This is a genomic window from Pantoea sp. Ep11b (genome assembly GCF_040783975.1).
GTDB lineage: Bacteria > Pseudomonadota > Gammaproteobacteria > Enterobacterales > Enterobacteriaceae > Pantoea.
The window spans coordinates 1013326-1038872 of record NZ_CP160631.1 but is presented as its reverse complement, the minus strand read 5'-3'; the positions used below and the strand labels follow the sequence as shown (position 1 = coordinate 1038872).

Below are 25547 nucleotides of genomic sequence, written 5' to 3'. Positions count from 1 at the left end.
CTGTCATTTACCTCAGCGCCTAACAGCAACGCTGACAGACCAGGATTAACACTGGCGCAACGCCGGGCAGTAAGTTAGTCTCTGACCCGATTGTCGGCATGATGCCAGTTTTCATGGAATTCTCGATACCGCGTATGAAAAAACATATACCTACCCTGCTGGCCACACTGATCGGCGCAGCCATTAGCCAGCAAGCCTTTGCCGACGATTTGATGTCGCAGTGTATGTTAGGCGTGCCGAGTTACAACCGCCCGCTGGTCAATGGCGATGCGAATCAGCTGCCTGTTACCATCAATTCCGACGCCGCTAAAGGGAACTATCCCGACGATGCGGTGTTTACCGGCAACGTGAATATTGAGCAGGGCAACAGCCGCATGCAGGCCGATGAAGTGCAGCTTCATCAGCGTCAGCCGAACGACCAGACCGCTCCGGTCCGCACCGTCGATGCGCTGGGTAATGTGCACTACGATGACAATCAGGTCATCCTGAAAGGTCCGAAAGCCTGGTCAAACCTCAACACCAAAGATACCAACGTCTGGAACGGTCAGTATCAGATGGTGGATCGTCAGGGACGCGGCACCGCCGATCAGATGAAGCTGCGCGGGGACAACCGCTATACCATTCTGGAAAACGGCACCTTTACCTCCTGTCTGCCTGGCTCAAACAGCTGGAGCGTGGTGGGGTCCGAAGTGATCCAGGATCGTGAAGAGGAAGTGGCCGAGATCTGGAACGCCCGCTTTAAGATCGGCTCCGTGCCGGTGTTCTACAGCCCCTATCTGCAGTTACCGATTGGCGATCGCCGCCGCTCCGGTTTCCTGATCCCGAATGCAAAATATGGCAGCAACAACGGCTTTGAGTTCATGCTGCCCTATTACTGGAACATCGCGCCGCAGGCCGATGCCACCATTACGCCGCACTACATGAGTAAGCGCGGCATGCAGTTTGAGAACGAATTCCGTTATCTGACGACGCTGGGCGCGGGCCTGGTGGAATTTGACTACCTCGGCTCAGACAAACAGTACGATAACGACAAAGCGATGCGCGGTATCGCCGAAGATGACAGCTCAAACCGCTGGCTCTTCTACTGGCGTCATGCCGGTGTCTATGACAAGAACTGGCGTTTCAATGCGGACTACACCAAGGTCAGCGATAAGTACTACTTCAACGATCTCGACTCGAAGTACTACAGCTCAACCGATAACTACGCTACGCAAAAATTCAGCATTGGTTATGCGGACACCAACTGGGACGCCACGCTTTCCACCAAAGATTTCCAGGTGTTCGGCGATAACAGCAGCAACAACGTCTATCGCGCCATGCCGCAGCTGGACGTCAACCTCTATCAGAACGACATCGGTCCGTTCGATGGCCGGATCTATGCGCAGGCGGTGAAATTCACCAACGTCAGCGACCGTTATCCTGAAGCGACCCGCTTACATATTGAGCCAACCCTGAACCTGCCGCTGTCAAACGGCTGGGCCAGCCTGGATACCGAAGCAAAATTACTGGCGACGCACTATCAGCAGAATGATGTTGAGTACTACAACACCAACATCGATACCGATCGCAACAACCAGCTTAAAGAGTCCGTTAACCGTACGCTGCCGCAGTTTAAGGTTGATGGCCGGATGGTCTTTGACCGCGACATGAACTCTGCGGTGGGTTACACCCAGACGCTGGAGCCGCGGGTACAGTACCTCTATATCCCGTACCGCAATCAGAGCAACATCTATCCGTACGACTCCACGCTGCTGCAGACCGACTACACCGGCCTGTTCCGCGATCGTACTTACAGCGGCCTGGATCGCATCGCGTCTGCGAATGAAGTGGCGACCGGTGTCACCTCCCGTATTTATGATACCGATCTGGTTGAACGTTTTAACGTTTCTGTGGGTCAAATCTACTCGTTTACCCCTTCTCGTACTGGTGTGAATCAAACCAGTAAAGAAGATGATACCGGCAGCCTGATCTGGGCTGGCGATACATACTGGAAAATCAGCGATCGCTGGGGCGTCCGGGGTGGTCTGCAGTATGACACCAAACTCGACAACGTCTCTCAGGGCAATACCGTCCTGGAATACCGTCGCGATGCCGACCGCATGGTGCAGCTGAGCTATCGTTACAGCAGCCCGGAATATGTGGCCAGTGCGCTGAACAACAGTGCGCTGGTGACCAATCCTATCTTTAAAAATGGGATTTCACAGGTCGGCACCACGGCCAGCTGGCCGATTGCGGATGCATGGTCTGTGGTAGGCGCTTACTACTACGATACCCGCAACACGCGTCCGGCATCGCAGCTGGTGGGCCTGCAGTACAGCTCATGCTGTTACGCGATCCGGGTCGGTTACGAGCGCAAAATTAACGGTTGGGAAAACAACGACAGTAAATATGACAACCAAATCTCATTCAACATTGAGCTGCGTGGTCTGAGTCCTAACTACGGCTTAGGCACCAACGATATGCTGCGTCAGGGCATTATTCCTTACCAGCCCGCTTTCTGATGTTGTGATGTTTGACAGGCAATCCCGCAGTGCGGAACCAACAATGGATAAAGTATGAAGAACTGGAGAATGCTGATTCTTGGTGTGGCAATCAGTGCCAACACCGCGTTCGCAGCACCACAAGTCGTTGATAAAGTTGCTGCCGTAGTCAATAACGGCGTGGTTCTTGAGAGTGACGTGGACGGCATGATGAGCACGGTCAAATCTCAGGCCCGGCAGGCCAATCAGCAGCTGCCAGATGATAAAACGTTGCGCCATCAGATTCTGGAACGTCAGATCATGGACAACATCATCCTGCAGATGGGCGAGAAAGCGGGCGTTCAGATCAGCGACGAGCAGCTGGACCAGGCTATTCAGAACATCGCAGCACAGAACCGCATGAGCCTCGATCAGCTGCGCAGCCGTCTGGCCTATGACGGCATGAACTACAGCGTCTATCGTGCGCAGATCCGTAAAGAGATGACGATTGCCGAAGTCCGCAACAACGAAGTGCGTCGTCGCGTGACTATTCTGCCGCAGGAAGTGGATACGCTGGCTGCCCAGATCGGCTCTCAGAACAGCCAGGGCACCGAGCTGAACGTCAGCCACATTCTGCTGCCGCTGCCGGAAAACCCGACGCAGCAGCAGGTTGACGAGCAGGAGACGCTGGCAAAACAGCTGGTGGGCGAACTGAAAAATGGCGCTGACTTCGGCAAGATGGCCGTGACCTATTCCGCCGACTCCCAGGCGCTGAAAGGCGGCAACATGGGCTGGGGCAAAATCGAAGAGTTGCCGACCCTGTTTGCGCAGGCACTGGCAACGGCTAAAAAAGGCGATATCGTCGGGCCGATCCGTTCCGGTGTGGGCTTCCACATCCTGAAGGTGAACGACCTGCGCGGCGAGAGCAAAAATGTCTCCGTCACCGAAGTGCATTCACGCCACATCCTGCTGAAGCCCTCACCGATCCTCACTGACAGCCAGGCGCGCGCGCAGCTGGAGCAGATCGCGGCCGACATCCGCAGCGGGAAAACCACCTTTGCCGCCGCGGCCAAGCAGTACTCTGACGATCCCGGCTCGGCTAACCAGGGCGGCGATCTCGGCTGGACCTCACCGGAAGTCTTCGATCCGGCGTTCCGCGACGCGCTGCTGCGTCTGCAGAAAGGCCAGGTCAGTCAGCCTGTTCACTCCTCTTTCGGCTGGCATCTGATTCAGCTGCTGGATACCCGTCAGGTCGATAAGACCGATGCGGCCCAGAAAGAGCGCGCATACCGCATGCTGTTCAACCGTAAGTTTGCGGAAGAAGCACAGACCTGGATGCAGGAACAGCGCGCCAGCGCCTACGTGAAGATTCTGGATGGCAATGCGCAGTAATGCCCGTGTGGTGATCACGCCCGGCGAACCCGCCGGGATTGGTCCCGATCTCACCGTTCAGCTGGCCCAGCAGGCGTGGCCGGTTGAGCTGGTGGTGTGCGCCTCACCTGCCCTGCTACAGCAGCGTGCGGCGCAGCTCGGTCTGCCACTGACCCTGCGCCCTTACCAGCCTGGCGTGGCCGCCGCGCCACAGCAGGCGGGGTCGCTGACTATCCTGCCCGTCGAAACCGCCGAACCGGTGACGCCGGGCACGCTCTGCGTCGCCAACAGCGACTATGTGCTGACCACGCTGGCGCGCGCCTGTGACGGCTGCCTGTCCGGGGAATTTGCGGCGCTGATCACCGGCCCGGTCCACAAAGGCGTGATCAACGATGCCGGTATCGCCTTCACCGGCCATACCGAGTTCTTCGCCGATCGCGCAGGCGGACATCGCGTGGTGATGATGCTGGCGACCGAAGCGCTGCGTGTCGCGCTGGCGACGACCCATCTGCCGCTGAAGGATGTCGCCGCGGCGGTCACGCGTGATTGCCTGCATGAGGTGATCACGATTCTGCATCGCGATCTGCAGCAGAAGTTTGCGATCGCCGAGCCACACATCTACGTCTGCGGTCTCAATCCTCACGCGGGTGAAGGCGGCCACATGGGCCGTGAAGAGATCGAGACGATCACACCGGCACTGGATGAACTGCGTCAGCAGGGCATCAGACTGACCGGCCCGCTGCCTGCCGATACGCTGTTCCAGCCTAAATATCTGCAACATGCCGATGCGGTTCTGGCGATGTATCACGACCAGGGCCTGCCGGTACTCAAGTTTCAGGGGTTTGGCCGGGCGGTAAATATTACCCTGGGCCTGCCCTTTATCCGGACCTCCGTTGACCACGGCACCGCGCTTGAACTCGCCGGGCTGGGTCAGGCGGAACCGGGCAGCTTCATCACGGCGCTTAACCTCGCCATCACTATGATCAAGAGCAGTAATGAATAATCGCGTCCATCAGGGGCACTACGCCCGTAAACGTTTCGGGCAGAACTTCCTGAACGATCAGTACATTATCGACAGCATTGTCTCCGCTATTCATCCACAGCGCGATGAAGCGCTGGTTGAGATCGGTCCTGGCCTGGGTGCCCTGACCGAGCCGGTAGGGGAACGCCTCGATAGCTTAACGGTGGTCGAGCTGGACCGCGATCTCGCCGCGCGTCTGCAGACCCATCCGTTCCTTGGCCCGAAACTGACTATCTTCCAGCAGGATGCCATGACCTTCGACTTCGCCGCCCTGGCGCAGGAGCGAGGCCAGCCGCTGCGGGTATTTGGTAACCTGCCCTACAATATTTCGACCCCGCTGATGTTCCACCTTTTCAGCTATACTGGTTCGATCAAAGATATGCACTTCATGCTGCAGAAAGAGGTGGTTAACCGTCTGGTTGCCGGTCCGGGCAGTAAAGCCTATGGCCGCCTGACGGTGATGGCGCAATATTACTGCCAGGTGATCCCGGTGCTGGAAGTGCCGCCGCACGCCTTTACTCCGCCACCGAAAGTGGACTCTGCGGTGGTGCGTCTGGTACCTTTTGCCGAACCGCCTCATCCGGTCAGCGACGTGCGTATTCTGAGCCGCATTACCACCGAAGCCTTTGGTCAGCGCCGCAAAACGTTGCGAAACAGCCTGAACCACATGGTGACGGCCGGTGCGCTGGAAGAGTTGTCCATCGATCCCGGTCTGCGCGCTGAAAATGTCTCAGTCGCGCAATATTGTCAGCTGGCCAACTGGCTGGCGAATCATCAGGGAAAATCGCAGGAGTAAGTCATGAGTGAAACGGCCCGCGTCTCCGTCCATGTGCAGAGCCAGTACGTCGCCTCCCAGTCCTCGCCGGATGAGGATCGCTACGTCTTCGCCTATACCATCACGATACGCAATCTGGGCCGTTCCGCTGTGCAACTGCTGGGGCGCTACTGGCTGATTACCAACGGTAATGGCCGCGAAACGGAAGTTCAGGGTGAAGGCGTGGTCGGTGAACAGCCGCTTATCGCCGCAGGCAATGAGTTTCAGTACACCAGCGGTGCCGTGATCGAAACCCCGATGGGTACCATGCAGGGGCACTATGTGATGGTCGATGAGCAGGGTGAAACCTTTCACGTCGATATCCCGGTGTTCCGCCTCGCCGTTCAGACCCACATTCACTGATTCACACGCTTTTGCCCGCTAAGCCGGGCACCTTCCCGATGGATAAAACGTTATGAGCACATACCTGATTGGCGACGTTCATGGTTGCTACGACGAATTACGTGCACTGCTGCAACAGGTCGATTTCAATCCTGAGCAGGATACCCTGTGGCTGACCGGCGACCTGGTGGCACGCGGCCCCGGCTCGCTGGAGGTTCTGCGCTACGTAAAATCGCTGGGCGACGCGGTGCGTCTGGTGCTGGGTAATCACGACCTGCATCTGCTGGCGGTCTACGCCGGGATCAGCCGCAACAAGCCGAAAGATCGCCTGACGCCGCTGCTGGAAGCGGAGGATGCCGACGAGCTGATTAACTGGCTGCGTCGTCAGCCCCTGCTGCAGGTGGATGAAGAGAAGAAACTGGTGATGGGCCATGCCGGTGTCACGCCGCAGTGGGATATCGAAACCGCGAAAAAGTGCGCGCGTGAGGTCGAAGCGGTGCTGGCCAGCGACAGCTATCCGCTGTTCCTGGATGCCATGTATGGCGACATGCCGAATAACTGGAGTGAAGACCTGACCGGGCTGGCCCGTCTGCGCTTCAGCACCAACGCCCTGACCCGGATGCGTTACTGCTTCCCGAACGGTCAGCTGGATATGATCTGCAAAGATGCGCCGGAGTCGGCGCTTCCACCGCTGAAACCCTGGTTTACCCTTGAGGGGCCGGTCGCACGCGACTACACCATCATCTTTGGTCACTGGGCGTCGCTGGAAGGCAAGGGCACGCCTGAGGGGATTATCGGGCTGGATACCGGCTGCTGCTGGGGCGGAACGCTGACCCTGCTGCACTGGGAGACGCAACGCTATGTGGTGCAGCCCTCCAACCGCGAAAAAGCGCTGGCTGCCAGCGACAGCCTGGCGCCGCCTGCACTGTAACGATCAGGCTGGCCGTCAGGCCAGCATATGGTTTCAGGCCCCGATAACACCACCATCTTCGCGGGTGATCATGATCACCGATGAGCGCGGACGCGGGCTGTTGTGCGGGAAATGGGAGTCCCCCTCTTCGCCGGGATGCTGCACGTTGACAAACAGCGTTCTGTAATCGGGCGTGAAGGTAATGCCGGTCAGCTCGCACGATTTCGGGCCGACCATAAAGCGGCGGATCTCGCCGCTGTCGGGATCGCCCACCAGCATCTGATTATTCCCCTGCCCCTGATAATCCTCTTTGTTACTGTATTTGCCGTCGGTCAGGATCCATAAGCGCCCCGCGGCATCAAATCCCAGACCATCCGGGCTGTTGAAGGTGTTCTCAGCGGTGATGTTGGGCGTGCCGCGATAGATCCCCTCAGGGTGCGCGATCGGATTGCCGCACAGCGCATAAATATCCCACTCAAACGTCAGCGCGGTGGCATCGCCCTTCTCATCCCAGCGGATAATCTGGCCGTAGATATTTTTTGGCCGCGGGTTGGCCGCATTGACGGGCATCCCCTCGTTGCCGCGCTTGTTGTTGTTGGTCAGCGTGCAGTAGGCGCGGCCATCGTGCGGATTCACGGCGATCCATTCCGGCCGATCCATACGGGTGGCGTTTACCACATCGGCCGCCGCTCGCGCGTTGATCAGGACGTCAGCCTGACTGCTGAAGCCCTTCTCTGCGGTGAGGCCATTTTCGCCCCACTTCAGCGCCAGCCAGCGCCCGGTGCCTTTAAGCGGCGTGCCCTGCGCGTCACCATTGAACTGCGCCACATAGAGCGTGCCCTTGTCCAGCAGCCCATGATTCGCTTTCGCATCATCCGGGTTAACCCGATCGTCGGAGACATATTTATAGATATACTCGCCGCGCTCATCATCCCCCATGTACACCACCAGCTGACCGTTTTTCGCGACCGTGACCGCCGCATTCTCATGTTTGAAGCGACCCAGCGCGGTGCGTTTGACCGGCACGGAGTGAGGGTCAAAGGGATCGATTTCCACTATCCAGCCGTGGCGGTTAAATTCGTTGGGGTTTTTCGCGACATCAAAGCGGGGATCAAAGTCGGCCCAGTTCCGTTCCGGCTCGGCGGCATTCAGGGTATAGCGCTTCTGCTGCGGGGTTGGCGTGAAGTCCGCCTGTCGGGTGCCAAAATAGGTGTCGTAGTTCTCTTCACAGGTCAGATAGGTGCCCCACGGCGTTTTACCGTTGGCGCAGTTACCAAAGGTGCCGAGGACGTTCATGCCTTCGGGATCGGCTGCGGTCTGCAATGCGTTGTCACCGGCGGCAGGGCCGGAAAAGCGCATCGGGGTGTTCGCGGTAATGCGGCGGTTGTAGTCAGACGGACGCACCACCTGCCAGCGGTTATCCTCGCCCCGTTTCACTTCCACCACGGAAATACCGTGCGCCGCCTGTGACTTTTTCACGTCTTCCAGGCTGGTCGCTTTGCTGCCTCCGTGGGCAAACAGCGTTGGCTCGTTAACATATTCATTATTGATCGCCATTACGCCGCGATGATCGTCGATGGCAAAGAAGCTCATCCCGTCATTGTTGTCACCGAACTGCTTTTCCTGATCCGCCGCGCTGTTGTTGCCGTGCGGATCAAACGCCGCAGCCCCGTTCACCAGCGGATCGCCCCAGGAGATCAGCACCTCGGCGCGGTAGCCGGGCGCGACCACCACCTCGTCGGCGGTCGAGGCGGCAATCGCCTGAAAGCCCAGCAGCGCACTGCCCGCCGGTTTCTCTGCGGCCCGCGCGCCGGATGAGAGCGTCAGGCCGCCGCTGAGAAAGCCGGTCAGGCCGAGCGCACCGGAACCGGCAAGAAATTTACGACGCAGTGGATCAGGCAGGCGGTCAGTGCTTAATGCGGATAATTCGATTTTCATTGGTGATTGCTTCCTTTGTCACGGTCCCAGAAAAGAAGCAATGCTAATGAATAATGATGACAACCAGGTTACAGCCGGGCGGAGGCGGGATTAGCGACGACGGTCGAGGATCTCGAAGCAGTAGCTGTGGGAGTTATGCTCGTCAGCGTCGTGAAATTCGCTGAACGTGGATTGCCACTCGTCCGGCTCGTAATCCGGGAACTGGGTATCCCCTTCAACTTCTGCGTCGATGTGCGTCAGGTAGAGACGATCGGCACGCGCCAGCATCTGTTCGTAGACGCGCCCACCGCCAATCACCATGATCTCTTCTGCATCACCGGCGGCCTGAACAGCCTCATCCAGCGATGTCACCCAGGTGACGCCTTCCGCGCTGCCGGGCTGGCTGCTGACCACAATATTCAGGCGACCAGGCAGAGGACGACCAATCGATTCAAAGGTCAGTCGGCCCATAATCACCGGTTTCTTCAGCGTATTACGTTTGAACCACGCCAGATCTGCAGGCAGGTCCCACGGCATGGCGTTCTCCATTCCAATAATGCGATCTGCTGCTAATGCCGCGATAAGACTAATCATGTTAACCACTCACTGAAAAAAATTGGCGCCATGATACGTAAAGGTGAAAGTTTCGTCGATAGGGGGATCGGTCTATTTGCGTAAAGCTTTCTATGACGCCGTTTTTCACGGCCTGTGCAGCGTTTTTCACCGCGTAATCGCGTTAGTTTGCTGCAGCTCGCCAGCCAGCGGCCTCAGGCTGGCACAAACAGGGGGCGCAAAAGAAAACGGCTCCCGCAGGAGCCGTCAGGATGATCAGAAGTCGTAGCGCAGACGCACCAGGTTCATGTCACCCAGGTTATCGGTGCTGGAGGTAAAGACATGTTCGTAATCGACACGGAAACCGTAGTCGAGGAACAGCGTCACACCCAGACCGTTGTCAATACGCTGGTAGTCACGGCCGTTCGCATACTCGATGCGATCGCCCATCACGTAAGGCTGAACCGCTTTCAGGCCATACTGCGCGACCGGAATTTTGTAGCCAGCGAAATATTCCAGGCCCCACGCATCGCCCGCAAAGTAGTCATGCACATCTTTGCGTCTGGTGGTCATGAAGTTCTGATACCAGCCACCGCCGGCAGAGAGCGTCCAGTTACCCGGTGTCCAGCTCAGCGCAGTACCGAAGATGTTCTGGTCGTAGGTTTTGCTGTCGCCATTGTTCGGGTTACGCATCGCCGCACGGGTGTAGTTCCACGCGGTGCCCCAGCTCAGATCGTCGGTGATGTGGTAGTCCACACCCAGCGAGCCGCCGCCTTTACGCTTGTAACGCAGGCCATTGCCCGGCAGGAACTCATTGTCGTCAAACAGGTAAGAGGCGAAGAGATCCACATCGCCGAAGCTGTTTTTATATTTCAGCTGCTTGCGTGAACGGTAAGAGCCGTCGTAGTCGCCGTTGATCCCGTTGCCCGGTGCCTGGCCGATCATGTCGTAATCCCAGATATCGGTTTTGGCGCCCACGGTGTCGTAATAGACGCTGTTCTGCTGGCCAAAGGTCAGCTGGCCCCAGGTTTTGCTTTTCAGGCCGGTATAAAGCTGGCGGCGGGTGGTGTTATTCGCCCCGTCGGCATAGTGACCGTCCCAGCTGAACAGGGCCGGGACGTTAACGCCCAGTTCGTAGTAGCTGACCCAGCTGACGTCATCGAACAGGTAGTAGTCCGCGCCGAAGCGGAAACGGGTGCCGCCGTCAAAACCATCGCGCTTATAGGATTTGTCATCCACGCCGGTCTGATGGTTGACCTGAGCACGAATGCTGCCGCCAAACGTGAAGTTCAGGCGGCTGAGCGGATCGCCCGCCTGCGGATCCTGCTTCAGCAGGGTGATTTCCGCCTGGCTGGCGAAAGGAAGAACAGCCATCAGTGCAGCCACTGCACTCAGAGAAAAAGTACGCATTTTCATTTTTTATTAATGTCCTGATACGCTCTGGTGATGAGCGGCAGGCATAGTACTGGCGAAAAATCCCTGCAGAAAGCGTTTCTTTTATAAATCTGTGCGAACCCGCACGTTCCGCACCTATAGCTAAAAAAATAAGTCAAATCAGTAACTTTAACGCAAACTCTTTGCTTTTCGTGGACCTGACTTTAAGAATATCCCCAGAAAAAGGGCAAAAAAAACGGCTCCCGCAGGAGCCGCTTTTACATTACATCGCCTTTATCTGCGCATGCATCTCCTGAACGGAGATAACCTGCTCCGTCGGGTCAGCATTCAGCGCCATCGCGGTGGCAAAGCCGCCGTTCAGCGTGGTGTCGTAATGCACTTTGTACTGCAGCGCGCTGCGACGGATAAGCTTCGAATCTTCAATCGCCTGGCGGCCTGCCGTGGTATTGACGATGTAGCTGTATTCGCCGTTCTTCAGGCGATCCTGGATATGCGGACGGCCTTCATGCACCTTGTTGACCAGGCGCGGGTTGATGCCCGCTTCGCCCAGCACCACCGCCGTGCCGTGCGTCGCATCCAGTTCGAAACCAAACTTCTGCAGCTTAGCGGCCAGGTCAACAATCCGTTTCTTGTCGCCTTCGCGCACCGACAGCAGCGCACGGCCCGACTTCTTCATGTTGCTCTGGGCACCCAGCATCGCTTTGGAGAACGCCTCAGCGAACGTGCGGCCCACCCCCATAACTTCGCCGGTCGAACGCATTTCCGGGCCAAGAATCGGGTCAACGCCCTGGAACTTGTTGAACGGCAGCACCACTTCTTTGACGGAGTAGTACGGCGGGATTACCTCTTCGGTAACGCCCTGCTCGGCCAGAGTTTTACCGGCCATCACGCGTGCCGCCACTTTCGCCAGCGGTACGCCGGTCGCTTTAGAGACGAACGGTACGGTACGCGCTGCGCGTGGGTTCACTTCGATCAGGTAGACTTCATTCTCTTTCACCGCGAACTGCACATTCATCAGGCCGCGCACGTTCAGCTCAAACGCCAGTCTCTCGACCTGCTGACGCATCACGTTCTGAATCTCCTGATTCAGGGTGTAGGCCGGCAGTGAACAGGCGGAGTCACCGGAGTGCACGCCAGCCTGCTCGATATGTTCCATGATGCCGCCAATCAGCACCCGCTCACCGTCGCAGATCGCATCCACGTCCACTTCGACCGCATCATCCAGGAAGCGGTCCAGCAGAACCGGCGCATCGTTGGAGACCGATACCGCCGTCTGGAAGTAGCGTTTAAGGTCAAGCTCGTCGTAGACAATCTCCATGGCACGGCCGCCCAGTACATAAGAAGGACGCACCACCAGCGGGTAGCCCAGGCCAGCGGCCTTCTCAACGGCCTGCTCCAGCGTGGTGACGGTGGCGTTAGCCGGCTGCTTCAGGCTCAGACGATCGACTGCCTGCTGGAAACGCTCACGGTCTTCCGCGCGGTCAATCGAATCCGGGCTGGTGCCGATGACCGGTACGCCTGCCGCTTCCAGCGCACGCGCCAGTTTCAGCGGCGTCTGTCCACCATACTGCACGATCACGCCTTTTGGCTGCTCGATGCGCACGATTTCCAGCACATCTTCCAGCGTAACCGGCTCGAAGTAGAGGCGATCGGAGGTGTCGTAATCGGTCGAGACCGTTTCCGGGTTACAGTTGACCATGATGGTCTGATAGCCATCTTCACGCAGTGCCAGGGCAGCGTGAACGCAGCAGTAGTCAAACTCGATACCCTGGCCGATACGGTTCGGTCCGCCGCCCAGAATCATGATCTTTTCGCGATCCTGGCTCGGATTGGCCTCGCACTCCTCTTCATAGGTGGAGTACATGTAGGCCGTGTCTGTCGCGAACTCGGCGGCGCAGGTGTCCACGCGCTTGTAGACCGGGTGCAGGTTAAACTGCTGACGCAGCTTGCGTATTTCGCTTTCAGCCACACCGGCCAGCGTGGCCAGACGCGCATCCGCAAAGCCTTTGCGTTTCAGCGCGCGCAGGAAGGTCGCATCCAGGCTGTTAACGCCTTCACGCGCGACCTGATCTTCCAGCCGCACCAGCTCTTCGATCTGCACCAGGAACCAGCGGTCAATATTGGTCAGGTTGAAGACGCCGTCCACTGACATGCCCGCCCGGAACGCATCCGCGATGTACCAGATACGGTCGGAACCGGCATCTTTCAGCTCGCGGCGGATGCGGGTTAACGCTTCCGGATCGTCGAGGTGAACTTTCGGGTCGAAGCCGTTCGCGCCGACTTCCAGGCCGCGCAGCGCTTTCTGCATCGACTCCTGGAATGTACGACCAATCGCCATGACTTCACCGACCGACTTCATCTGGGTGGTCAGGCGATCGTTCGCACCAGCGAATTTTTCGAAGTTGAAACGGGGGATCTTGGTGACCACATAGTCGATGGACGGTTCGAACGACGCCGGGGTTAATCCGCCGGTGATATCATTCATCAGCTCATCAAGGGTGTAACCCACCGCCAGTTTGGCGGCCACTTTTGCAATCGGGAAGCCGGTCGCCTTGGAAGCCAGCGCCGAGGAGCGTGAAACACGCGGGTTCATCTCAATGACAATCAGACGGCCATCTTTCGGGTTTACCGAGAACTGAACGTTGGAACCGCCGGTTTCCACACCGATTTCACGCAGTACCGCCAGCGAGGCGTTACGCATGATCTGATACTCTTTGTCAGTCAGCGTCTGGGCAGGCGCGACCGTGATGGAGTCACCGGTGTGGATCCCCATGGCGTCGAAGTTTTCAATGGAGCAGACGATGATGCAGTTGTCGTTTTTATCACGTACCACTTCCATCTCATACTCTTTCCAGCCAATCAGCGACTCATCGATCAGCAGCTCATTGGTCGGGGAGAGGTCGAGGCCGCGTTCGCAGATCTCTTCGAACTCTTCACGGTTATAGGCGATGCCGCCACCGGTGCCGCCCATGGTAAAGGAGGGACGGATAATGCAGGGGAAGCCCACATCTTCGGCCACGGCCAGCGCCTCTTCCATGGTATGGGCAATACCGGAACGCGCAGTGTCCAGACCGATGCTCTTCATCGCTACATCGAAGCGGCGACGATCTTCCGCTTTGTCGATCGCATCAGCGGTCGCACCGATCATGGTGACGCCAAACTCTTCCAGCACGCCGTGACGTTCCAGCTCCAGCGCACAGTTCAGCGCGGTCTGGCCGCCCATGGTTGGCAGAACGGCATCCGGGCGCTCTTTTTCGATGATCTTACGCACCACTTCCCAGTTGATCGGCTCGATATAGGTTGCATCGGCCATTTCCGGGTCGGTCATGATGGTCGCCGGGTTAGAGTTAACCAGAATAACGCGATAACCCTCTTCACGCAGCGCCTTACACGCCTGCGCACCGGAGTAGTCGAATTCGCAGGCCTGTCCAATCACAATCGGACCGGCCCCAAGAATCAGGATGGATTTCAGGTCTGTACGTTTTGGCATGAATTAGCTCCTGATTACTTCGCTTGCAGACGAAATGCGTCAATCAATTCGATAAAGTGGTCAAACAGCGGCGCTGCATCACCCGGTCCCGGGCTGGCTTCCGGGTGTCCCTGGAAGCTGAAAGCAGGCTTGTCGGTGCGGTGAATGCCCTGCACGGTCTTATCAAACAACGAAATGTGGGTCACACGCAGATTCGCGGGCAGATCCTTCTCATCAACCGCAAAACCGTGGTTCTGGGCGGTGATCATCACGCGGTTGCTGTCGAGATCTTTCACCGGATGGTTGCCGCCGTGATGGCCGAGCTTCATCTTCACGGTTTTTGCACCGCTGGCCAGCGCCAGCAGCTGATGACCCAGGCAGATACCGAACACCGGAATCTCTGTTTTCAGGAACGACTGAATGGCGCTGATCGCATAGTCACACGGCTCCGGGTCGCCCGGACCGTTGGAGAGGAAAATGCCATCCGGGTTCAGCTTCAGCACCTCTTCCGCAGGCGTCTGCGCCGGAACGACCGTCAGGCGACAGCCACGATCGACCAGCATGCGCAGAATATTGCGCTTGGCGCCATAATCGTACGCCACAACATGATAAGGCAGCGACTCTGCCGATGACTGCTCTGGCAGACCGGCTTTCAGCGTCCAGCTGCCCTGCTGCCAGCTGTACGTCTCGGTGGTGCAGACCTCTTTCGCCAGATCCATCCCTTTCAGGCCGGGGAACGCCTGGGCTTTCTGCAGCGCCAGTGCCGCATCCGGCGCGTCGCCAGCAATGATGCAACCGTTCTGCGCCCCTTTCTCACGCAGCAGACGTGTCAGCTTGCGGGTATCGATATCGGCGATGGCCACGATGTTATTGCGCTGCAGATAAGCGGATAAGCTCTCTTCACTGCGGAAGTTGCTGGCAATCAGCGGCAGGTCACGGATGACCAGGCCCTGCGCATGAATCTGGCTGGATTCTTCATCGGCGGCGTTGGCACCGACATTACCGATATGGGGATAAGTGAGAGTAACGATTTGGCGGGAATAGGAAGGATCAGTGAGGATTTCTTGATAACCGGTCATTGAGGTATTGAAAACGACTTCCCCCACTGCCGACCCCGTTGCCCCGATGGCCCGACCGTGGAATTGGGTTCCGTCTTCCAGAACCAGGATTGCTGACTTAATCAAAACATCCTCCAGGGAATAAACAGTCATAATATCTGCATATTAATTCAAAATAGCCGGTTGAATCAATGCAAAAACCGCCTGAATTGTCGATTTTTGGCAAATTGCGCGCATTCTAATGATCCCCCTGGGCATTGTCTACCCTGAGGCCACTTTTTTTCATCTTTATCCGGCTTCTGGAGGAAATACGCGATATAAAGGACAAAAAGAGGAGGAAACCCATTGAAATAATCGTTTGCCACGCCGCCTAAAAGCGAAACAGGCGACAGGGAGACTATTTTTTTGACCAAATGGTCAAAATTAGCATTCGGGAAGATAAAAAATCAGAGAAAAAATAACAAAAAAAACGTTACAGGCGAAAAAGAGGGAATAACAGAGATAAATGATAAAATTAAGGGCAATGAAAACATTGCCCCTTCTCAATCAATGAATTAACGATTGAAATAACCACATCACGATGGTTCACAACACACATCAGACAGATAAACCAAGGACATCCCGCATATCAAAAAGACCATTTTCTTTCCCTTTCAGCCACACAGCCGACTTAACGGCGCCTTTTGCAAAGGTCATGCGGCTTGAGGCCTTGTGGGTTATCTCTATCCGCTCGCCGATATCGGCAAACATGGCGGTATGCTCACCGACGATGTCGCCCGCACGCACGGTAGCGAAGCCGATAGTCTGCGGCTGACGTTCGCCGGTATGGCCTTCACGGGCATAGACCGCATGTTCATCCAGCTTCCACTGCATCGCATCGGCGATCGCCTCGCCCATTGCCAGCGCGGTGCCAGACGGCGCATCCACTTTGTGGCGATGGTGCGCTTCGACGATCTCAATATCCGCGTACTCCCCCATGACTTTTGCAGCCTGCTCCAGCAGCTTCAGCACCAGGTTAACCCCGACGCTGAAGTTCGCGGCGAACACGATGGCGATCTCTTCAGCCGCCGCACGAATCGCGGCTTTGCCGGCGTCATCAAAACCGGTGGTGCCAATTACCATCGCTTTGCCGTGCTCACGGCAGATCGCCATATACTCCAGCGTTCCTTCCGGACGGGTAAAGTCGATCAGCACATCAAAGTCGTTGATCACCGCGCGTAAATCATCGGCGATCAGGATGCCGTTTCTGCCGATACCGGCTAATTCACCGGCGTCGCTGCCGGTCAGCGATGAACCGGGACGAACCAGAGCGGCCCCCAGCACCACGCCTTCTGCCTGCTGCGTCGCTTCAATCAGATTACGGCCCATACGGCCCGGTGCGCCCACCACAGCAATGCGGATAGTGTTCATATTTATTCATTCCTAAAACAAAACTATGCATCCAAAGCGTTATCAGGTTAACGATGAGTTAACCGTCACGCCACTATTAATCCGTGATAATAAGAATTTTATGCCAGCCGACGCTGATTATCAGTAAAAGCAATTACCACCGCCAGTTCCGGCCCGGAGACCAGGTTGAAAAAACAGAAAAGGCCGAACAGAGTCGGCCTTTTTTATCAGAGATTTCCGGGAGTTACTGGACGTTTCGCACCTCGACGCGCAGCTCTTTCGGCACTTCGAAGACGATGTTCTCTTCGCGGCCAATCAGTTCAATCGCGGCTTCACCCCCCAGCTCACGCAGCCGCTGGATAACCTGCTGCACCAGAATATCGGGGGCAGACGCGCCCGCCGTCACACCAATGCAGCCGACGCCTTTTACCCACTCTTCCTGAATATCATCCGCAGAGTCGATCAGCTTCGCCAGTTTACCGGCACGCTGCGCCAGCTCCGCCAGACGGTTTGAGTTAGAGGAGTTCTTCGACCCCACCACCAGCACCACGTCAGCATCCTGTGCCAGCGTCCGCACCGCTTCCTGCCGATTAGTGGTGGCGTAGCAGATATCATCTTTGCGCGGCCCGACGATTGCCGGGAAACGCTGACGCAGGGCATCAATGATGTCTGAGGTATCATCCACCGACAGCGTCGTCTGCGTCATAAAGCTCAGATTATTTTCATCTTTAACCGTCAGCCTGAAGACATCTTCCGGTGACTCGACCAGATACATGCCGCCGTTGGGGTTGTTGTACTGCCCCATGGTGCCTTCGACTTCCGGGTGGCCCGCGTGGCCGATCAGGATCGCCTCAACGCCTTTACGGCTGGCGCGGGCAACTTCCATATGCACCTTCGTCACCAGCGGACAGGTGGCGTCGAACAGCATCGTCAGGTTGCGTGCTTTCGCTTCCGCACGCACCGCCTGCGACACGCCGTGCGCAGAGAAGATCAGGATCGCCTCATCCGGCACTTCGCTGATCTCTTCGATGAAGATGGCGCCACGTTCGCGCAGGCTGTTCACCACGTAGCGGTTATGCACCACTTCATGACGGACGTAGATCGGTGCGCCATACATCTCCAGCGCGCGCTCAACAATGCTGATGGCGCGATCGACGCCCGCGCAGAAACCGCGCGGATTAGCTAACAGGATTTGCATCGTTGGCCTCCAGTACCGGATCGATCTCCAGCACCTCTACATCAAACTGAATACGATGACCCGCCAGCGGATGGTTGAAGTCTACAGTAATGGAATCACCGGAGACTTCGCGGATCACGCCGGGCATTTCACTGCCGCCCATGCCGCTGAACAGCATGATGGCACCCACTTCCGGTTCCCCTGCATCGATAAAGTCGCGACGCGAAAAATACTGGATCAGGTCAGGACTGACGCCGCCAAAGGCCTCTTCCGGTGCCAGGGTGAACTGCTTTGTGTCACCTGCTTTCAGCCCCAGCAGTGCCTGCTCAAGTGCCGCAGAGAGGCTGCCATCACCGAGACGGAACAGCGCGGGCTTACCGTTTGCACGGGTCGATTCCGCCGTCGAGCCATCTTCCAGCTTCAGCGTAAAATGCACCAACACCGCGCTTTCACGCTGTACGCACTCAGTCATCACTTACCCTTTCTGTTTAGCCTGTTTGCTGTTGGGGCTTAAAAACCCCTCCAGCACCACCAGCGCCGCACCAATACAGATGCCGCAGTCGGCGATATTAAATGTAGCGAAGTGCCAGTTACCGACGTAAAAATCGATAAAGTCGACCACAAAGCCATGATAGGAACGATCAAACAGATTGCCTATCGCGCCGCCGATGATCAGGGCATACGCGATGTTGGCGATCTTCTGGCTGGCACGATTGCGGTACATCATCACCATCAGTGAGACCACAATGGCCAGCGCAATACCGGCAAAGAACCAGCGCTGCCAGCCGCCCTTGTCCGCCAGGAAACTGAACGCTGCGCCGTAGTTGTGCGCGTAGAACAGATTCAGGAACGGAATCAGCGGCTGGGTTTCATGCAGCATCATGTTGTTCATCACCCACTGCTTACTGGCGAAATCGACAACAATCACCACCAGCACCAGCCAGAGCCAGCGCAATCCGGTTGATAAAATAGGTTTACGCATCAGGCAAATTCACGCTGTTCACCGTCACCGGCTACGTTAGTATAACAACGACCACACACCTCAGCGTGCTCCGGATTCTGCCCGACGTCAGTAGTGTAATGCCAGCAGCGCTGACATTTCTCGCCTTCCGCCTTGTGCAGGGCGATTTTCAGACCTTTCAGCAGTTCACTCTGCTGCGCCTCATCGCTGGCCAGCGCGTAATCCGCCACCTGTGCGCCCGAGGTCAGCAGCACAAAGCGCAGTTCGTTGCCCAGCGCCTGCAGCTTAGCGGCCAGCTCCGGATCGGCATACAGCGTGACGGTCGCTTCCAGTGCGCCACCGATACGTTTGTCTGCACGCGCCTGTTCGATCACCTTATTCACTTCGCCGCGCACTTTCAGCAGCTCGGCCCAGTAGGCGTCATTCAGTGCTTCGTCTGCGGCCAGGCCGAACAGACCCTGATACCACTCTTCCGTGAAGACATACTGCGCACGCTCGCCCGGCAGGTAGCCCCAGATTTCATCCGCCGTAAAGGACATGATGGGTGCCATCCAGCGAACCAGCGCCTCAACGATATGCCACAGCGCGGTCTGGCAGCTGCGACGTGCCAGGCCATCGCCTTTCGCGGTGTACTGACGATCCTTGATGATGTCCAGATAGAAGCTGCCCATCTCGATGGAGCAGAACTGCATCAGACGCTGGATCACTTCATGGAAATCATAGTTTTCGTAGGAGGCAACGATATCGGCCTGCGCCGCCTGCGCACGGCCTACCGCCCAGCGATCCACCACCACCATCTCTTCCGGTTTCACCAGATCGGTAGCCGGATTAAAGCCGCTGAGGTTCGCCAGCAGGAAACGTGCGGTGTTGCGGATACGACGGTAGGCGTCGGCAGAGCGTTTGAGGATCTCGTCTGACACCGCCATCTCGCCAGAGTAGTCGGTTGAGGCGACCCACAGACGCAGAATATCGGCCCCCAGCTTGTTCATCACATCCTGCGGCGACACCGTGTTGCCGATCGATTTCGACATCTTGCGGCCCTGGCCGTCGACGGTGAAGCCGTGTGTCAGAACCTGACGGTAAGGCGCTTTGCCTTTCATCGCCGTGGAGATCATCAGCGAGGACATAAACCAGCCGCGATGCTGGTCGGAGCCTTCCAGATAGAGATCCGGCGAATGGCCGTCAAACTCAGGACGTGCATCAACTACTGAGTAGCTGGTTGAACCGGAGTCAAACCAGACATCCAGGGTATCCGGCACTTTTACGTAGTGATCGGCGTCGTCGCCCATCAGCTCGCGCGGATCAAGATCCCACCAGGCCTGAATCCCATCCTGCTCGACGCGCTGCGCAACTTTCTCCATCAGCGCCAGGGTGTCCGGGTGCAGCTCTTCGCTCTCTTTATGGACGAACAGCGCCATCGGCACGCCCCAGGTACGCTGACGGGAGATGCACCAGTCAGGACGGTTCGCGACCATCGATTCGATACGCGCCTGGCCCCAGTCCGGGATCCACTGCACGCCTTTGATCTCTTTCAGCGACTGCGCACGCAGACCTTTCTGATCCATGCTGATGAACCACTGCGGGGTCGCCCGGAAGATGATCGGCGTTTTATGACGCCAGCAGTGCGGGTAGCTGTGCAGCAGTTTTTCGACGTGCAGCAGCGCGCCCTTCTCTTTCAGCAGCTCAACGATCATGTCGTTGGCTTTAAAGACGTTTACGCCATCCAGCGTCGGGAAGGTGCCTGGCAGATAGGTGCCATCCGGACCGACCGGATTGGCGGTTTCGATGCCATATTTCTGACCGATGACATAGTCATCCGGGCCGTGGCCTGGTGCCGTGTGCACCGCACCGGTACCGGCGTCCAGGGTGACGTGCTCGCCCAGCACGACCAGCGACGCGATCGCCAGGAACGGATGCTGGAATTTCTGCAGCTCCAGCGCCGCGCCTTTGCATTCGCCCAGCACCTGCCATTCGCTGACACCGGCGCGCTTCATGACGCTGTCCACCAGCTCTTTCGCCAGGATCAGGGCACGGCCCTCGATCTGGATCAGCTGATACTCAAATTCAGGGTGCAGGGAGATCGCGCGGTTAGCCGGCAGCGTCCACGGCGTGGTGGTCCAGATCACCAGCGAAATCGGGCCGCTGACCTCTGCCACACCAAAGGCCTGACGCACCGCCTCGGTATCCAGCGCGTTGAACATCACGTCAATCGACGGTGACGTTTTGTCGTAATATTCGACTTCGGCTTCAGCTAAGGCTGAACGGCAGTCCAGGCACCAGTGCACCGGCTTCGCGCCTTTGTGCAGATGGCCATTGCCGATGATTTTGCCCAGTGCGCGAATGATGTTGGCTTCGGTGCCGAAATCCATGGTCAGGTAAGGACGATCCCAGTCGCCCAGCACGCCCAGACGGATAAAGTCCGCTTTCTGGCCTTCCACCTGTTCAGCGGCATATTTGCGGCACGCTTCGCGGAATTCGGCTGCGGTGACCTTTTCGCCTGGCTTGCCGATCATCTGCTCCACTTTGTGCTCAATAGGCAGACCGTGACAGTCCCAGCCCGGCACATAGGGCGCGTCATAACCCGCCATGCCTTTCGACTTAACGATAACGTCTTTCAGAATCTTGTTAACGGAGTGACCAATATGAATGCTGCCGTTCGCATACGGAGGGCCATCATGCAGGATAAAGGTTTTTTTCCCTTTTTTGGCTTCGCGGATAATGCTGTAGAGGTTGTCGGCATACCAGCGTTGCAACATTCCCGGTTCGCGTTTGGCCAGATCGCCACGCATCGGGAATCCCGTTTCCGGCAAATTCAGGGTAGATTTATAGTCACTCATCAGATTCTCGATTCCGTTTTTCGCTCAGGTTAAAGCAGCCCGAAATAGTGTCGGGCCGTTACCACATCGTCTGCAATTTGTTCTTTCAACGCCTCCAGTGAGGCAAAGCGCTGCTCGTTTCGTATTTTCTGTTTCAGCACCACATCAATGTGACGGCCATAGAGATCCATATTGATGTCGAGCAGGTGAACTTCAAGCTGCTGGCGCAAACCTTTTACCGTCGGGCGGGTGCCGATGTTGGCGACCCCTGGCAGCGGCTCGGGCGTGAGGCCCCGCACTTCAACCGCGTAGACCCCTTTCACCGGCGAAACGCTGCGGCGCAGAGGCAGGTTCGCCGTCGGGAAGCCCAGCGTGCGTCCCAGCGCATCCCCGTGCACCACGCGGCCGGAAATCGTGAAAGGATGACCCAGCAGCGACTGCGCCAGCGCCAGATCGTCTGCGGCCAGCGCCTGACGGACGGCGGTGCTGCTGATACGCTTGCCGCCGTCGCAGAAGGTTTCGGTGCTGACGACGTCGAAGCCATACTCCGCACCGGCTTTTTGCAGCAGCGGGAAATCGCCCTGACGGCCCGCACCAAAGCGGAAGTCATCGCCCACCGCAAGGTACTTAACGTCCAGCTTTTCAACTAACAGGTCGCTGATAAAGCGCTGGGCAGACAACGCCGCAAAGCGACGGTCAAAGCGCACGCACAGCACGCTGTCGACGCCCGCTTCCGCCATGTATCGCAGTTTGTCACGCAGGCGGGTCAGGCGAGCCGGGGCTTTATCACCGGCGAACAGCTCCAGCGGCTGTGGCTCAAAAACCATCACCACCACCGGCAGATTCAGCCTGCGCCCCTCTTCACACAGCCGGGAAATCAGCGCCTGATGCCCACGGTGAACGCCATCGAAATTACCAATGGTCAGAACGCAGCCGCGATGCTGCTCGTTAAGATTATGAATACCGCGGATAAACTTCATGGCTGGCCCAAACCGGTGGAAATCGGCGGATTATACCCTTGAAAGTGACTCAGGTTAACCCGTCAGCACGCCTTTCATGCTTTACGGGCTGCATTTCCTGTCACAGAGGCGCATGTTAAGAATTTTGTCGCTAAATACTATATTCAGGAAGGGGAAGCTGGTAGAATCTTGCGCCATCAAATACGTAACCGAGTGCTGCTCATAGAGCGACGCTTATTTGCACAAATCCATTGACAAAATCAGGTTAGAAGGGCATAGTCCTCGGCCTTTGATTTGTCTCTATAGAACACATTTGGGAGTTGGACCTTGGCTAATATCAAATCAGCTAAGAAACGCGCCGTAACATCTGAGAAACGCCGTAAGCATAACGCTAGCCGCCGCTCTATGATGCGTACCTTCGTTAAGAAAGTATACGCGGCGATCGCTTCAGGCGACAAAGCTGCTGCGCAGAACGCATTCAATGAAATGCAACCAATCGTGGATCGTCAGGCTGCTAAAGGTCTGATCCACAAAAACAAAGCTGCACGTTATAAAGCAAACCTGACTGCACAGATCAACAAACTGGCTTAATTGCCCGTTGTTTATCGCTTTGTTGAAAGAACCGGCGCTTACGCCGGTTTTTTTTCGTCCGGATGCTGGCGGGGGAAGAGACCGCTGAAGTCCGCATGGCAGATCCGCTGCACCGCCGGGTGCTGAATCATCCGCTCCGCAAAGATAATGTGATACTCCTCTGACACCGTACTGAGCTGTCCGGCTTCATGGATCCCCTCCCGCTGACCGATATCCAGCAAAGGCGCGACAAACAGCGCATTCTGCCGCGCACCAAACGCCTTCATCAATGCCGCATCATCGAACTCCCCCAGAATCTCCACCTGCAGCCCCTGCGTGCTGATCCAGTTCAGGATCTTGCGTCCCAGCATGGAGCGACGGCCGGGGATCAGCAGCGGACGTGACTCCAGGCAGGCCGGAAAAGTGAGGCCGGAGAGCGGCTCGGTTGACCAGAAGCTGACGGGGCACTCGCCCAGCCGGACCGAAAACAGCCCCTCCTGGCGGGTGGAGTCGATGGCGCAGTCAGAGATAATCATATCCAGCTTGTGCTGACTGAGCTGCTCCAGCAGCATCTCATGGGTCGATTCAAAGCAGCGCAGATGGATTTTCTCCTCGGCAACCACCGCCGTCTCCAGCACCTTGCTGACCAGCTGTTTGGAGAGCGCATCCGCCACGCCCACATCCAGCAGCAGATGCGACTCTTTGCGATAGTTAACGATGTCCAGCATCTCCTGACCCAGCATGAACATGCGATCCGCATAGCGAAAGACCAGCTGCCCCAGCTCAGTCGGCACCAGCCCCCGGCCCTGACGCCGGAACAGCTTGCCCTGCAGGCGATCCTCCAGCGTTTTAATCTGTCCGGTAATGGTCTGCGGCGTCAGGGAGAGCGCCTCTGCGGCACCTGCTATCGAGCCTGCACGGCAGGCGTGCCAGAAGTAGTAGAGATGGTTGTAGTTGATATGATTCATCGAAAAAAGGAGGCTTTCGCCTCCTCTCCATTAACGCAGTTTGACCCGCAACAGGCAGTATCCGATCACGGCGGAAAGCAGAGAGCCGGTGAGGATCCCGAGTTTAGAGAAGGTCACCAGCTGCTCGTGGGCCGCGTCAAAGGCCAGCGAACTGATGAATATCGACATCGTAAAGCCGATGCCGCACAGCACCCCAATCGCCATGATGTCACGCAGGGTCGTGCCGTCGGGCAGTACCGCCAGACGGAGCCGGACGGCCAGCCAGCAGAACAGCGTAATGCCCAGTGGCTTACCGATTAACAGGCCAAGGATGATGCCCGATGGCTCAGGCGAGAGAACGTCGCCGATTGTAATTCCCGCCAGTGAAATACCGGCATTGGCAAAGGCGAACAGCGGCAGGATCAGCCAGTTAACCCACGGCATCAGACCGTGCGCCAGATGCTCCGCAGGCGAGTGCCCCTCTCTCTTCTCCAGCGGCACAAAGAAGCCCACGATAACGCCCGCCAGCGTGGCGTGAACGCCCGACTTCAGTACGGCGGTCCAGAGTACGATCCCGACCAGGATATAGATAGAGATCTTACGGACGTTGAAGTAGTTCAGCAGCGCCAGCACCACGATCGCCCCTGCCGCCACACCCAGAGAGAGCACCGAGAGGCCGCTGGTGTAAAACAGGGCAATAATCACAATCGCCCCCAGGTCATCGATGATCGCCAGCGCCATCAGGAACACTTTCAGCGCCGCAGGAACACGGCTGCCCAGCAGGGCCAGCACGCCCAGCGCAAAAGCGATATCGGTCGCCGTGGGAATCGCCCAGCCGTTGCGGGCAATCTCATCGCCGTGGTTGAAGCCGAGAAAGATCAGGGCTGGCAGCGCCATACCGCCGAGGGCGGCGATAACCGGGAAGATCGCTTTGTCGCGACTTGCCAGTTCGCCCACCATCAGCTCGCGTTTGACTTCCAGGCCAATCAGCAGGAAGAACAGCGCCATCATCGCATCGTTAATCCACAACAGCAGATTTTTGCTGATATCGAGCGCGCCAAAGCGGATCTGGACGGGTTCATTGAGAAACGCCTGATAGCCTTCGGCGGTCGACGCCGTATTGGCCAGAATCATGGCTGCCACGGCCGCCAGAATTAATATCATGCCATTGCTGGCGTCACTCTCAATGAAGCTTTTTAGGAGGTTTTTGAGTCTGCGAGGCTTATTCAACGTTTATCTTCCTGATCAGCGATAGAAAGATAATGAGTGTAACGACTCATATAGTTCGTTAAAAGCAGCTTATACCACGCTGTTAGCTCGGTTTAACTGAGTCGGGAAAGAGTGGTCTGAAAAGAGGCGAGGTTCAGGGAGAGGAAGCTGCGGCCCCGGGGGCAAAAAAACGGAGCCTGAGGCTCCGTTT

At 57.2% G+C, this 25547-nt stretch carries 21 protein-coding genes; 8 read left to right on the top strand and 13 right to left on the bottom strand.

The window, feature by feature from the left end:
* Positions 1 to 134: 134 nt before the first annotated feature.
* Genes lptD through apaH form a run of 6 tightly spaced genes read left to right on the top strand, consistent with a single transcriptional unit; the run spans position 135 to position 6938 of the window.
* Entirely contained in the window at positions 135 to 2501 is a 2367-nt protein-coding gene (gene lptD / locus AB1748_RS04785; protein ID WP_111139381.1) for an LPS assembly protein LptD, read from the top strand.
* A gap of 54 nt (positions 2502 to 2555) precedes the next feature.
* A complete protein-coding gene (gene surA / locus AB1748_RS04780; RefSeq protein WP_111139380.1) occupies positions 2556 to 3851 on the top strand; it encodes a peptidylprolyl isomerase SurA in 1296 nt (431 codons plus the stop codon).
* Positions 3841 to 4833, top strand: a complete 993-nt coding sequence (gene pdxA / locus AB1748_RS04775; protein ID WP_367396072.1) for a 4-hydroxythreonine-4-phosphate dehydrogenase PdxA — start codon at positions 3841 to 3843, stop codon at positions 4831 to 4833. Before surA ends, pdxA begins: the two co-directional genes overlap by 11 nt.
* A complete protein-coding gene (gene rsmA, locus AB1748_RS04770) occupies positions 4826 to 5647 on the top strand; it encodes a 16S rRNA (adenine(1518)-N(6)/adenine(1519)-N(6))-dimethyltransferase RsmA (RefSeq protein ID WP_111139379.1) in 822 nt (273 codons plus the stop codon). The genes pdxA and rsmA overlap by 8 nt, the downstream gene beginning before the upstream one ends.
* 3 nt (positions 5648 to 5650) lie before the next feature.
* Positions 5651 to 6028: a Co2+/Mg2+ efflux protein ApaG gene (gene apaG, locus AB1748_RS04765; protein ID WP_111139378.1), complete on the top strand. Its 378-nt coding sequence runs from the start codon at positions 5651 to 5653 to the stop codon at positions 6026 to 6028.
* 52 nt (positions 6029 to 6080) lie between these two features.
* Positions 6081 to 6938 (top strand): bis(5'-nucleosyl)-tetraphosphatase (symmetrical) ApaH, encoded by an 858-nt coding sequence (apaH, locus tag AB1748_RS04760; protein WP_367396071.1) that lies wholly within the window; start codon positions 6081 to 6083, stop codon positions 6936 to 6938.
* Between the two features lie 33 nt (positions 6939 to 6971).
* Here the strand turns inward: apaH and AB1748_RS04755 are convergent, their stop codons facing one another.
* From AB1748_RS04755 to carA, 5 genes are all read right to left on the bottom strand, one after another.
* Positions 6972 to 8855, bottom strand: a complete 1884-nt coding sequence (locus tag AB1748_RS04755; RefSeq protein WP_367396070.1) for a PhoX family phosphatase — start codon at positions 8853 to 8855, stop codon at positions 6972 to 6974.
* Positions 8856 to 8945: 90 nt separating this feature from the next.
* Complete coding sequence (gene folA / locus AB1748_RS04750; protein ID WP_367396069.1) at positions 8946 to 9428, bottom strand: type 3 dihydrofolate reductase; 483 nt, start codon at positions 9426 to 9428, stop codon at positions 8946 to 8948.
* A gap of 234 nt (positions 9429 to 9662) precedes the next feature.
* Positions 9663 to 10802, bottom strand: a complete 1140-nt coding sequence (locus tag AB1748_RS04745; RefSeq protein WP_111139374.1) for a porin — start codon at positions 10800 to 10802, stop codon at positions 9663 to 9665.
* A gap of 241 nt (positions 10803 to 11043) precedes the next feature.
* Positions 11044 to 14271, bottom strand: a complete 3228-nt coding sequence (carB, locus tag AB1748_RS04740) for a carbamoyl-phosphate synthase large subunit (protein ID WP_111139373.1) — start codon at positions 14269 to 14271, stop codon at positions 11044 to 11046.
* Between the two features lie 14 nt (positions 14272 to 14285).
* Complete coding sequence (gene carA / locus AB1748_RS04735; RefSeq protein WP_111139372.1) at positions 14286 to 15434, bottom strand: glutamine-hydrolyzing carbamoyl-phosphate synthase small subunit; 1149 nt, start codon at positions 15432 to 15434, stop codon at positions 14286 to 14288.
* Positions 15435 to 15713: 279 nt separating this feature from the next.
* Here carA and AB1748_RS04730 point away from each other — a divergent pair, with 279 nt between their 5' ends.
* Positions 15714 to 15866: a hypothetical protein gene (locus tag AB1748_RS04730; RefSeq protein ID WP_367396068.1), complete on the top strand. Its 153-nt coding sequence runs from the start codon at positions 15714 to 15716 to the stop codon at positions 15864 to 15866.
* Positions 15867 to 15905: 39 nt separating this feature from the next.
* On the opposite strand, the gene dapB is transcribed toward AB1748_RS04730, so the two are convergent.
* From dapB to ribF, 6 genes are all read right to left on the bottom strand, one after another.
* Entirely contained in the window at positions 15906 to 16718 is an 813-nt protein-coding gene (gene dapB / locus AB1748_RS04725; protein ID WP_111139371.1) for a 4-hydroxy-tetrahydrodipicolinate reductase, read from the bottom strand.
* A 223-nt stretch (positions 16719 to 16941) separates the two neighbouring features.
* On the bottom strand, positions 16942 to 17895 hold the full coding sequence (ispH, locus tag AB1748_RS04720; RefSeq protein WP_111139370.1) for a 4-hydroxy-3-methylbut-2-enyl diphosphate reductase: 954 nt from the start codon (positions 17893 to 17895) through the stop codon (positions 16942 to 16944).
* Entirely contained in the window at positions 17876 to 18346 is a 471-nt protein-coding gene (fkpB, locus tag AB1748_RS04715) for an FKBP-type peptidyl-prolyl cis-trans isomerase (protein WP_111139430.1), read from the bottom strand. Before fkpB ends, ispH begins: the two co-directional genes overlap by 20 nt.
* A gap of 3 nt (positions 18347 to 18349) precedes the next feature.
* Positions 18350 to 18856 carry a signal peptidase II gene (gene lspA, locus AB1748_RS04710; protein ID WP_111139369.1) on the bottom strand — a complete coding sequence of 169 codons (507 nt, stop codon included), beginning with the start codon at positions 18854 to 18856 and terminating at the stop codon, positions 18350 to 18352.
* Complete coding sequence (gene ileS, locus AB1748_RS04705; protein ID WP_367396067.1) at positions 18856 to 21672, bottom strand: isoleucine--tRNA ligase; 2817 nt, start codon at positions 21670 to 21672, stop codon at positions 18856 to 18858. Before ileS ends, lspA begins: the two co-directional genes overlap by 1 nt.
* A 29-nt stretch (positions 21673 to 21701) precedes the next feature.
* Positions 21702 to 22631, bottom strand: coding sequence for a bifunctional riboflavin kinase/FAD synthetase (gene ribF / locus AB1748_RS04700; protein ID WP_111139367.1), 930 nt, complete (start codon positions 22629 to 22631; stop codon positions 21702 to 21704).
* A 306-nt stretch (positions 22632 to 22937) separates the two neighbouring features.
* On the opposite strand from ribF, the gene rpsT reads away from it, so the two are divergent.
* Positions 22938 to 23201 carry a 30S ribosomal protein S20 gene (gene rpsT, locus AB1748_RS04695; protein ID WP_006117633.1) on the top strand — a complete coding sequence of 88 codons (264 nt, stop codon included), beginning with the start codon at positions 22938 to 22940 and terminating at the stop codon, positions 23199 to 23201.
* 38 nt (positions 23202 to 23239) lie between these two features.
* Here rpsT and nhaR read toward each other — a convergent pair whose 3' ends face one another.
* The gene (nhaR, locus tag AB1748_RS04690) at positions 23240 to 24148 is read right to left on the bottom strand and encodes a transcriptional activator NhaR (protein WP_293774720.1); all 909 of its coding nucleotides are present in this window, start codon (positions 24146 to 24148) and stop codon (positions 23240 to 23242) included.
* A 30-nt stretch (positions 24149 to 24178) separates the two neighbouring features.
* The gene (nhaA, locus tag AB1748_RS04685; protein ID WP_111139365.1) at positions 24179 to 25357 is read right to left on the bottom strand and encodes a Na+/H+ antiporter NhaA; all 1179 of its coding nucleotides are present in this window, start codon (positions 25355 to 25357) and stop codon (positions 24179 to 24181) included.
* Positions 25358 to 25547 lie beyond the last annotated feature (190 nt).

Coding starts and splice junctions, on each gene's coding strand:
- rsmA (WP_111139379.1), top strand. CDS start 4,826: ATGAATAATCGCGTCCATCAGGGGCACTACGCCCGTAAACGTTTCGGG.
- ileS (WP_367396067.1), bottom strand. CDS start 21,672: ATGAGTGACTATAAATCTACCCTGAATTTGCCGGAAACGGGATTCCCG.
- dapB (WP_111139371.1), bottom strand. CDS start 16,718: ATGAACACTATCCGCATTGCTGTGGTGGGCGCACCGGGCCGTATGGGC.
- carB (WP_111139373.1), bottom strand. CDS start 14,271: ATGCCAAAACGTACAGACCTGAAATCCATCCTGATTCTTGGGGCCGGT.
- nhaR (WP_293774720.1), bottom strand. CDS start 24,148: ATGAATCATATCAACTACAACCATCTCTACTACTTCTGGCACGCCTGC.
- ispH (WP_111139370.1), bottom strand. CDS start 17,895: ATGCAAATCCTGTTAGCTAATCCGCGCGGTTTCTGCGCGGGCGTCGAT.
- surA (WP_111139380.1), top strand. CDS start 2,556: ATGAAGAACTGGAGAATGCTGATTCTTGGTGTGGCAATCAGTGCCAAC.
- folA (WP_367396069.1), bottom strand. CDS start 9,428: ATGATTAGTCTTATCGCGGCATTAGCAGCAGATCGCATTATTGGAATG.
- AB1748_RS04755 (WP_367396070.1), bottom strand. CDS start 8,855: ATGAAAATCGAATTATCCGCATTAAGCACTGACCGCCTGCCTGATCCA.
- apaG (WP_111139378.1), top strand. CDS start 5,651: ATGAGTGAAACGGCCCGCGTCTCCGTCCATGTGCAGAGCCAGTACGTC.
- fkpB (WP_111139430.1), bottom strand. CDS start 18,346: ATGACTGAGTGCGTACAGCGTGAAAGCGCGGTGTTGGTGCATTTTACG.
- apaH (WP_367396071.1), top strand. CDS start 6,081: ATGAGCACATACCTGATTGGCGACGTTCATGGTTGCTACGACGAATTA.
- lspA (WP_111139369.1), bottom strand. CDS start 18,856: ATGCGTAAACCTATTTTATCAACCGGATTGCGCTGGCTCTGGCTGGTG.
- AB1748_RS04745 (WP_111139374.1), bottom strand. CDS start 10,802: ATGAAAATGCGTACTTTTTCTCTGAGTGCAGTGGCTGCACTGATGGCT.
- pdxA (WP_367396072.1), top strand. CDS start 3,841: ATGCGCAGTAATGCCCGTGTGGTGATCACGCCCGGCGAACCCGCCGGG.
- ribF (WP_111139367.1), bottom strand. CDS start 22,631: ATGAAGTTTATCCGCGGTATTCATAATCTTAACGAGCAGCATCGCGGC.
- lptD (WP_111139381.1), top strand. CDS start 135: ATGAAAAAACATATACCTACCCTGCTGGCCACACTGATCGGCGCAGCC.